This is a genomic window from Candidatus Zixiibacteriota bacterium (assembly GCA_014728145.1).
In the GTDB taxonomy this organism is placed as follows: Bacteria; Zixibacteria; MSB-5A5; order JAABVY01; family JAABVY01; genus WJMC01.
This window is the reverse complement of record WJMC01000198.1, coordinates 1-8,942: the sequence shown is the minus strand read 5'-3', so window position 1 is coordinate 8,942 and position 8,942 is coordinate 1. Positions and strand designations below refer to the sequence as shown.

Genomic DNA, 8,942 nt, shown 5'->3' with positions numbered 1-8,942 from the left:
GATTTCAAAGACAAGCTGTATACTGTTATAATCAGGGACAAAGATGATCATAAGCGGGTTACACCCCGCATGAAAATCGTGGCGGATATTATCCGCGACAGGGGCGTCGATGTGCTGGAGTTTGAGACCAGTGGTCCCAATCTTCTGGCGCGAATGTTTTCTGCAATACAATTCGGAGATTTCGTCAGCCTGTATCTGGCATTGCTAAATAAAATCGATCCCACACCGGTCAAAGTGATTGATCACCTGAAAGGCGAGTTAGCGAAAATCTGATGAAGCGACTGCTCTGTACTGCATCTGTGATATTACTCCTGCCGAGTTTGCTGATGGCGGCCGAGGGTGAGGCCTGGTTTCGCAGTGACCGAATCAATGCCTTTATACTTTTGGCTGTTTTCACCGTTGCAGTCCTGGTGTATATACGTCTGGCACGCAGTGGCAAACCGCTGTTTATTCGCAAGCTGAGCGGTCTCGATGCTGTCACGGAGGCGGTCGGCCGGGCTACCGAGATGGGTAAGCCGGTGCTGTTCATTCCGGGAATCCAGGAAGTATCCGAAATTCAGACTATCGCCGGTCTTTCTATCTTAGGAAAAGTCGCGGCGATTACAGCGGAATATGAGACACCCCTGCTGGTGACCGTGCAGTATCCGATCGTTATGGCGGCGGCCCAGGAGATAGTCAAGGATTCATATGTAAACGCCGGCAAAAAAGAGCAGTACAATGATTCGATGGTACAGTACGTGGCCGGGTCGCAGTTTGCTCTGGCGGCCGCGGTCAACGGTATCATGACCCGCATAAAGCCGGCCGCGAATATCTTCATGGGTGCTTTCTATGCTGAATCATTGCTTCTGGCCGAAACCGGCAATCTGAGCGGCGCAATCCAGATTTCCGGCACTGCCAACCCTGAGCAGTTGCCGTTTTTTATTGCCGCCTGCGACTATACATTGATGGGTGAGGAGCTTTACGCCGCCAGCGCGTATCTCTCGGGCGAGCCGAAGATGCTGGGATCGCTCAAAGGCCAGGATTTCATGAAGGTGATTGTTGTTATACTGATACTGGTTGCGATCGTGATTCTTCTGCTGGACTGGCGCGGTCTATTCATCCTCGAACTTCTGGAGACATCATAGATGCAGAATTTCATCCGCAGAACGCTACCGATGATCGTCTCGTTTGCCGCCGGCCTCTTGATTATTGTGGCCTTCTTTTCAGGTAAATCCGAGATTTCGAATTTCCGCGGTGATATGCAGGTCTGGGTTTCGATTATCGGCGGATTCACATTGCTTCTGGGAGTTGTCTCGATTACCAGCGTAAACTACACCAGGGTCAAAAGGCTCGAAAAAGACTGGCCGTTTAAGCTCATCCTCCTGATCAGCCTGGCGGTCTCCGGCGGTTTCGGAATCATCCAGGGGACTGATGCCGGTACTGTTTATGACTGGTTGTTTCAGAACATGTCGTCTCCGATGATGTCCTCCATGTTTGCTATGCTGGCGTTTTTTATCGCCTCCGCCGCCTATCGCGCTTTCAGGGCACGTACCCTGGAAGCTACTATTTTGTTGATCGTGGCGATCATGGTCATGCTGGGACGGATTCCGCTCGGGGAAGTGATCTACCACAGGCTCCCTTCGATCACCGAATGGATCATGAATTATCCCAACCTGGCAGTGCAACGCGGGATCATTATCGGGGCAGCCCTGGGGGCGGCCAGCATGTCGATTCGGATCATCCTCGGAATCGAAAGAACTTATATGGGGCGTGACTGATGAAACGGAAGGATCTGGCAAAAAAACTGGCCGGTATCGACCGCAGGATTATCTTTTTGGTGGTATTCGCGGCGGTAATTTTGCCCTTCATAGTCGGTTTCCCTCAGCCAATATATGTCTCCAAGGAGAGCCGTGACCTGTACGAGTGGGTCGAAAATCTCCCCGACAGTTCAACTATAATATTGACTTTCGATTACTATCCCTCCACCCTGGCCGAGGTCGAGCCGATGTCTCGTGCCGCGGTCAAGCAGTGCTGGCGTAAGCATCTCAAGCTTGTAACGATGAGTACAGTGCCGTTGGGAGGCCCCAGTATAACTGCCCGGGTGATGCAGGAAATGGCCGAGATCTGGGCTGTCGATGAACTGGGCGTTCGCAAGCAGTACGGAGTCGACTATATCAACCTCGGTTACAAGCCGGATTACAAGGCTGTCATACTGGGGATGGGCGATTCCTTCCGCAAAATCTATCCGACCGATTTTCGGGGCACTCCGCTCGATGATTACCCGATTATGCAGGATGTCGATTCCTACGACGATGTCGAGTTCCTGTTTATCGTTTCTGATAATGGCATCGTGGACGAATGGGTCACTCTGGCCAACCGCCAGTTTGGAATTCCGCTCGGTTCGGCTGTTACCGCGGTGATGGCGCCAAAATTCTATTCGTATCTCCAGAGCGGTCAGATGGTCGGTCTGCTGGGAGGTATGAAGGGAGCGGCCGAATACGAAAAGCTGATCGGATCGGAGGGGATGGCTACGCATTTCATGGGTCCGCAGTCGACGGTTCATCTCGTGATAGTACTCTTTATCCTGATCGGTAATGTCGCTTATTTTCTGGGGGATCGTAAGAAATGAGTCCTGAGATTGTTAATTTCCTCGAGATGTCAGTGGCAGGTTTTCTGATCCTGTCGATCTTTTCATTTCTGTATAAGGATAATTTCTTCTACCGTCTGGCGGAGCATCTGTTCGCCGGATTGACTGCGGGCTACTATGTCGGTTTGATCTGGCAACAGGTAATCATCCAGAGACTGTATCTGCCGATTTCGAATGAAGGCGCCTGGCAGTTGATCGTGCCGGGAATCTTCGGCCTTCTGATGTTTACCCGTTTCTTCGACCGGTTTTCATATTTGTCGCGGGTATCTTTGGCATTTGTGATGGGCAATACCGCCGGAATCTTTCTGATCCAGCAGTTGCACGGGTTGGTTCTGCCTCAGACGATGGCGACTATCATAAGCCCGTTGGCCGGCGACTGGTTATTCGGAGTTATACCGGGAGGCTTGATCATTATCAGCGGAGTCATTACCACGTTGATATATTTCTACTTTTCTAAAGAACACAAGGGGCTTCTGGGCGGGACCGCGCGGGTCGGAATGGTTTTTATCATGATTTCATTTGGCGCTCATTTCGGTTACACGGTTATGGCCCGTCTTTCACTCTTGATCGGTCAGGTCAAGTTTATCACAGTCGACTGGCTGGGGATATTCAATTTAAATTAGTTGATTTTAAAGTTGTTTCTGCTTAATTGTTTCCTCTGATATTTATGCAGAATCGAGTAAAGATTCCGCATTAATTAGTATACCGGCTCACGAGAGAAGATGGATTTTTTCAGGACACCATTGCGAAGGCAAATTAATCAGTTCATAAAATAAAGGAGCAGTGATGGGAAGCAAAAAGTTTCTGTTCTCATCTGAATCCGTAACCGAAGGTCATCCGGATAAAATCTGCGATCAGATATCTGACGCTGTTCTGGATGATGTTCTCAGGCAGGACACGAGCGGCCGCGTTGCCTGCGAGACTTTTGTTACGGTGGGGTTGGTGATGGTCGGCGGAGAGATCACTACCCGGGGATATGTTGACCTTCCGGTTGTAGTACGCGAGGTGATTCGTGAGATCGGCTACGACAACCCCGCGCTTGGATTTCATTACCAGACCTGCGCGCTGTTGAACGTTATCGGCAAGCAGTCACCGGATATCGCCCAGGGAGTCGATACCGGAGGCGCCGGTGACCAGGGGCTTATGACCGGCTATGCCAGCCGTGAGACTCCGGAGTTGATGCCGATGCCGATTATGCTGTCACACAAGCTCTGCCAGAAACTGGCCGAGGCTCGTAAAAACGAGGAACTTCCGTTTTTGGGCCCCGATGGCAAGTCGCAGGTGACAGTCGAGTATGTCGATGGCAGGCCGAAGAGAATCGACAGTGTTGTGATTGCCACCCAGCACACCGAGGAAATTCTCGACTATCTAAAATCCGAAATCACACCTGAATCACGACAGATAATTCGCGAAAAGATAGTTGACAGTGTTATTCCTGAAGATCTTATGGATGAGCAGACTCGCTTCTATATCAACCAGACCGGCAAGTTCGTGATCGGTGGCCCGGTTTCTGATACCGGCATGACCGGTCGCAAGGTGATCGTGGATACCTACGGCGGGATGGCCACCCATGGGGGCGGGGCATTTTCCGGCAAGGATCCGACTAAAGTCGATCGCTCGGCGGCCTATATGGCGCGCTATGTCGCTAAAAATATCGTGGCGGCTGAAATTGCCGAGAAATGCCAGATTCAACTCGCCTATGTTATCGGGCGGGCTGATCCTGTTTCGATCAATGTCTTTACCGATCCGCCCTCTGAAGTTCCTCCCGAGAAAATCGAGGAACTGGTCAGAAAGCATTTCCAGTTGACTCCGCAGGGCATGATCGAACAGCTCGATCTACTGCGTCCGATCTATCGTAAAACGGCCGCCTATGGCCATTTCGGTCGTGAGCTGGAGGAGTTTACCTGGGAGAGAACCGATATCGCCAAAGACCTGGCACGTGATGTATAGCATAAAGGAGAATAGATGAAATATGATATCAAGTCGCTCAAGCTGGCCGACAGTGGAAAAAAGAAAATCGAATGGGCCGGAAGGTTCATGCCGGTGCTGGCTTTGGTGGAGAAGCGTTTCAAAAAGGAAAAACCACTAAAAGGGCTGAAGATCGCCGCCTGTCTGCATGTCACCTCCGAGACAGCGAACCTGGCGCGTACGCTCAAAGCGGGTGGAGCCGAAGTTTATCTCTGCGCATCCAACCCTCTCTCTACCCAGGATGATGTGGCCGCCTCGCTGGTTAAACATGACAAGATTTCGGTCTTTGCCATTACCGGGGCCAACAAGACCAAGTATTATCAGCATATCAAGGCGACTCTCAGGCCGGGTCTGAATGTTACCATGGATGACGGCTGTGATCTGGTATATACCCTTCATGAGAATATGCGTAAATACCTCAAGGATATTATCGGCGGTACCGAGGAAACGACGACGGGCGTGATCCGCCTGCGCAGTATGCAGAAGGAAGGTGAACTCGCCTATCCGGTAATCGCAGTCAACGACTCCAAGACCAAGCACTTCTTCGACAATCGCTACGGTACCGGGCAATCCACGCTTGATGGCATCCTGCGGGCGACCAATTACCTGATTGCCGGCTCAACCGTGGTGGTGGCCGGGTATGGATGGTGCGGTCGCGGACTGGCAACTCGTGCCAAGGGCCTGGGTGCCAATGTCATTGTGACCGAAGTTGACCCGCTCAAAGCTATCGAGGCGGCCATGGACGGTTTTCAGGTAATGCCGATGTCGAAGGCGGCTTCTGTCGGTGATATCTTCATCACGGTCACAGGCAATATCGCGGTTATCAGGCCGGAACATTTTAAGAAAATGAAAGACGGGGCAGTGGTAGCCAACTCCGGGCACTTCAATGTAGAACTGGACCTTGACGGTTTAAAAAAGATAGCTAAAAAAGTGCGCCCGGTCAGGCCTTTCGTCAATGAGTACCAGATTACAGCCAATCGCCGTATCAATGTACTGGCCGAGGGACGGCTGGTCAACCTCTCCTGTGCCGAGGGTCATCCTGCTATGGTTATGGACATGTCTTTTGCCAACCAGTCACTGTCTGTCGAGTATCTCAGGAAAAACGCCAGCAAAATGGAAAACCAGGTTTATACAGTTCCGGAGAAGATCGACGCCCGGATCGCCGAGTTGAAATTGAAATCTATGCAGGTCTCGATCGACAGGCTGACAGCCCAGCAGAAGGAATACCTGGCCTCCTGGAAGATGGGTACCTGATATCACTATTTCTTGATTTTAAGCCCCGCCGGCATCGCGGGGTTTTTTATTTGCGTGCCCTGAACATCATGTAAAGGCCGATCAAAAAGAAGATGACGTTGATCGACCATGCCGCAAATGCGGGAGGAATTTTACCCGATGTCCCGAGTGTGCGGAACACCTCGAAGATGACCATATAGGCAAATGATATTCCGATCGCGAAAGCGAATCCGATCGCGGGTGAACCCCGCCGTGGATCTGATGCCAGAGGAACAGCAATCAGGATGATGATAAAGCTGGTCAGGGGCAATGAATACTTAAACATAAGGTAAACCCGTTCGGGTGTGGGATCAATGCCGTTTTTGCGTTTGTTTTCGATCTCCTGTTTCAAATCTGATATCGACTGGTCGTAGCCGAAATCTCGAGGATCGATCTGCCGTCGGGCAAAACGGGTTGGATGTTCAGTCAAAGCCGGCAGGAAAAGGGTGTCAAAACTGACCAGAGAATCCTGAGTTTGAGGCTTGTCTATATCAGAAAAGATTGTTTTTGTACCGTCGTAGGCGACCCAGATCGAATCTTTCCATGACAATTCTTTGGCCTCTATTAATTCTACCAGGCGGTTTTCCTGATAGGTGTGAATCTCTGCATCTTTTCCCATTTTTTGCTGTGGGCTGTAAAGGCGGAAGTTGAAGATCCGGCCTTGCTCTCCACGGCGATGGAAATTGCTGTAATACTCACTGCGAAAGTCGGGCAGGTTTTCTATGTCCCCGTAGCGAATCTCAGATTTTCTCTGGTTGGTGTAGGGAAGCAGTTTATCGGATGCTACAAAAGACAGAATGGAAATAACCATTCCTGCTATAAGAAGTGGTAATGCCACCCGCCAGAGCGAGACCCCCGAGGCCTTGATCGCCAGGATTTCATTTCCGCGCGCCATCAGACCGACCGTGAAGATCGCTCCCAAAAGTGTCGCCACCGGCGTTGTCAAAATAACGATAAAGGGTGTGAAATAGACGTAGAACATGACAATACTCTTAAAACCGGCCTTGCGGTCGATGTAAGTATCGAGATGTTCAATCAGATGCACCAGATGCATGATCAATATAAAAACCACCAGCGATAATACAAAAGCCCGCACGAATTTCATCAGCAGGTAATTGTCCAGGATGCGGATTAAGCGTATCTTTTTGATCCAGTCCGAGCGAGTTCGTGGTTTGTGTTTTTTATCGATCATTTCACCCTTGAAGAAGTGCAGAGCCTTCTCCACTGTGTTCATAAACCTTATCCACAGGCGGGTGTTACGTAAACCGCCCATAAACGCCAGCGGTGAGCGTTCGGTGATTACCCACTGGAAAAGCATCAACCCCACTGCGCCGATCAGGATATTCGGCATCCACATCGACAAGACCGGCGAGACAAATCCCCGGTCGGAGAGTTCCTCTCCTCCGATCAAAAAAGCCCAGTAGACCATGAACAGCCCGACTGAAATTCCGATTGCAGTACCGAATCCGCCCCGTCTTGCCAGTATCCCCAACGGCGCACCGATCAGTACGAACACCACACAGGCGGTCGGTATAGAGAATTTCTTGTGGACTTCCAGGAGGTAAACGTTAATCGATTTTTGAAGCTGATCGATTTTACGCAGGTTGTTGCTGATCAGGTTGCGGGTGTTGCGCAGGTTCTTGATAGCTTCCAGAACATATACCAGGGAAAGTTGTTCTTCCCTGCTGTAGTCGGCAGACATCGTGTCGCCACGGGTGACACGATGCGGATCGAGATGTTTTAAAAGCACCCGGTCGATTTCTTCTTTGAAATTCTCAATATTTTCACGAAGGGCATCGGTTTGTTCAAGCATCATAGTAGTCGACATCTCCCGGTCGCTTCGATGTGAAGATTCCGTGACCCGCAGTTCACGGTTCATGTCGCGGATATTAAAAAGCTGCTTTTTGAAAGCCACGCGTCGATAGCTGGCCTGGTAGCCGGCATCCTCCTCGTAGATTTCGCCATCCTCGAGTTCGAACGAGAGCACCTGCCCGCCCTCTAAAAACTCCAGATAACCGCGATCGGCTGTGATTGTCCGGCTGACATTGCGAGAACGCTGGTCATAGATCAGGACGTCACGTATACGTGCTGTCTCGTGGTCGACATCACCGATCAGGATGAAGTAGCCCGGGATGTCGTTGATGAAGATATTGCTTTTGATCGAGAGAGTCGGTCGCATTACACGAATATCACCCATCAGCACTCGTGCCTTGTGGTTCGCCTCCGGAAGGATTGCATTGTTGAACCACACCAAACCGCCCGCCAGGATCAGTGAAGCCATCAAAACCGGGTAGATCATGCGCAGGACATTGATTCCGGAGGTTTTCATGGCCAGGATTTCGAAGTCCGAGGACAGCCTGCCGAAAGCCATCAAAGTTGCAATCAAAACCGCCATCGGGACCGCAAGCACCAGCATCCAGGCCAGGTTCAGCGTAAATACCCACAGGACTGTGAAGACATCCAGGCTCTTGCCGATGATCAGTTCCACAATGGAGGGGATAAAATCGACGATCAGTACGAACAGTGTGATCACCAGTGCGAAGAGGATCGGACCGATGTGTTCGCGCAGGATATATCGGCTCAAAATGCGCATGGGATGAAAGTAACCTGTTTACCCTCTGACAGCAACTATTTTCCTTGCTGTTGACGTATCAGATTTTTAGATTGCTTATGGAGGTCATTGAATTGATAAGGGATTTCAAAAGCGGGGAACGAATCACCGATTTTTTCCTGCTTAAGCAAATGGAGTTGAAAGTACATGAGGGCGGAAGCCGTCTGGTGCTGCTTTTGGGGGATCGCACGGGCTCAATCGATGCCGTCCTCTGGGATCAGGCGGAGACCATTAAAACAGCACTCGATGATGCTGAAGTGGTCAAGGTGCAGGGTCTGGTTGGATCTTTTCGGGGGCGTCCGCAACTGACAGTTGAGAGGATCCGATCCGCTCATGCCGGTGAATTCGATCTCGCAAACCTGAAACGGGCTTCATCACGACCACTCGAAGACCTCAAGCAGGAGTTTACCGATCTCGTCAATTCTTTGGAAAATCCACACCTGAAAGCACTTTTGATGAATCTAT

At 50.7% G+C, this 8,942-nt stretch carries 9 protein-coding genes; 8 read left to right on the top strand and 1 reads right to left on the bottom strand.

Annotated elements, in window-relative coordinates; translation table 11 throughout:
• The 7 genes from GF404_11415 to GF404_11385 all read left to right on the top strand — a co-directional run.
• Nucleotides 1-273: bifunctional phosphoglucose/phosphomannose isomerase (locus GF404_11415; protein MBD3382789.1), on the top strand; the 273-nt coding region annotated here is incomplete at its 5' end.
• Complete coding sequence (locus tag GF404_11410) at nucleotides 273-1,124, top strand: hypothetical protein (protein ID MBD3382788.1); 852 nt, start codon at nucleotides 273-275, stop codon at nucleotides 1,122-1,124. The genes GF404_11415 and GF404_11410, both read left to right, overlap by 1 nt.
• Complete coding sequence (locus GF404_11405; GenBank protein MBD3382787.1) at nucleotides 1,125-1,757, top strand: hypothetical protein; 633 nt, start codon at nucleotides 1,125-1,127, stop codon at nucleotides 1,755-1,757. It begins immediately after the preceding gene.
• Nucleotides 1,757-2,608: a hypothetical protein gene (locus tag GF404_11400; protein MBD3382786.1), complete on the top strand. Its 852-nt coding sequence runs from the start codon at nucleotides 1,757-1,759 to the stop codon at nucleotides 2,606-2,608. Before GF404_11405 ends, GF404_11400 begins: the two co-directional genes overlap by 1 nt.
• Nucleotides 2,605-3,249 (top strand): hypothetical protein, encoded by a 645-nt coding sequence (locus GF404_11395; GenBank protein ID MBD3382785.1) that lies wholly within the window; start codon nucleotides 2,605-2,607, stop codon nucleotides 3,247-3,249. The genes GF404_11400 and GF404_11395 overlap by 4 nt, the downstream gene beginning before the upstream one ends.
• Nucleotides 3,250-3,412: 163 nt before the next feature.
• Entirely contained in the window at nucleotides 3,413-4,576 is a 1,164-nt protein-coding gene (locus GF404_11390; GenBank protein MBD3382784.1) for a methionine adenosyltransferase, read from the top strand.
• A gap of 15 nt (nucleotides 4,577-4,591) precedes the next feature.
• The gene (locus tag GF404_11385) at nucleotides 4,592-5,848 is read left to right on the top strand and encodes an adenosylhomocysteinase (GenBank protein MBD3382783.1); all 1,257 of its coding nucleotides are present in this window, start codon (nucleotides 4,592-4,594) and stop codon (nucleotides 5,846-5,848) included.
• Nucleotides 5,849-5,894: 46 nt separating this feature from the next.
• On the opposite strand, the gene GF404_11380 is transcribed toward GF404_11385, so the two are convergent.
• Nucleotides 5,895-8,459 carry an LptF/LptG family permease gene (locus GF404_11380; GenBank protein MBD3382782.1) on the bottom strand — a complete coding sequence of 855 codons (2,565 nt, stop codon included), beginning with the start codon at nucleotides 8,457-8,459 and terminating at the stop codon, nucleotides 5,895-5,897.
• Nucleotides 8,460-8,536: 77 nt separating this feature from the next.
• Here GF404_11380 and GF404_11375 point away from each other — a divergent pair.
• Nucleotides 8,537-8,942: hypothetical protein (locus tag GF404_11375; GenBank protein MBD3382781.1), on the top strand; the 406-nt coding region annotated here is incomplete at its 3' end.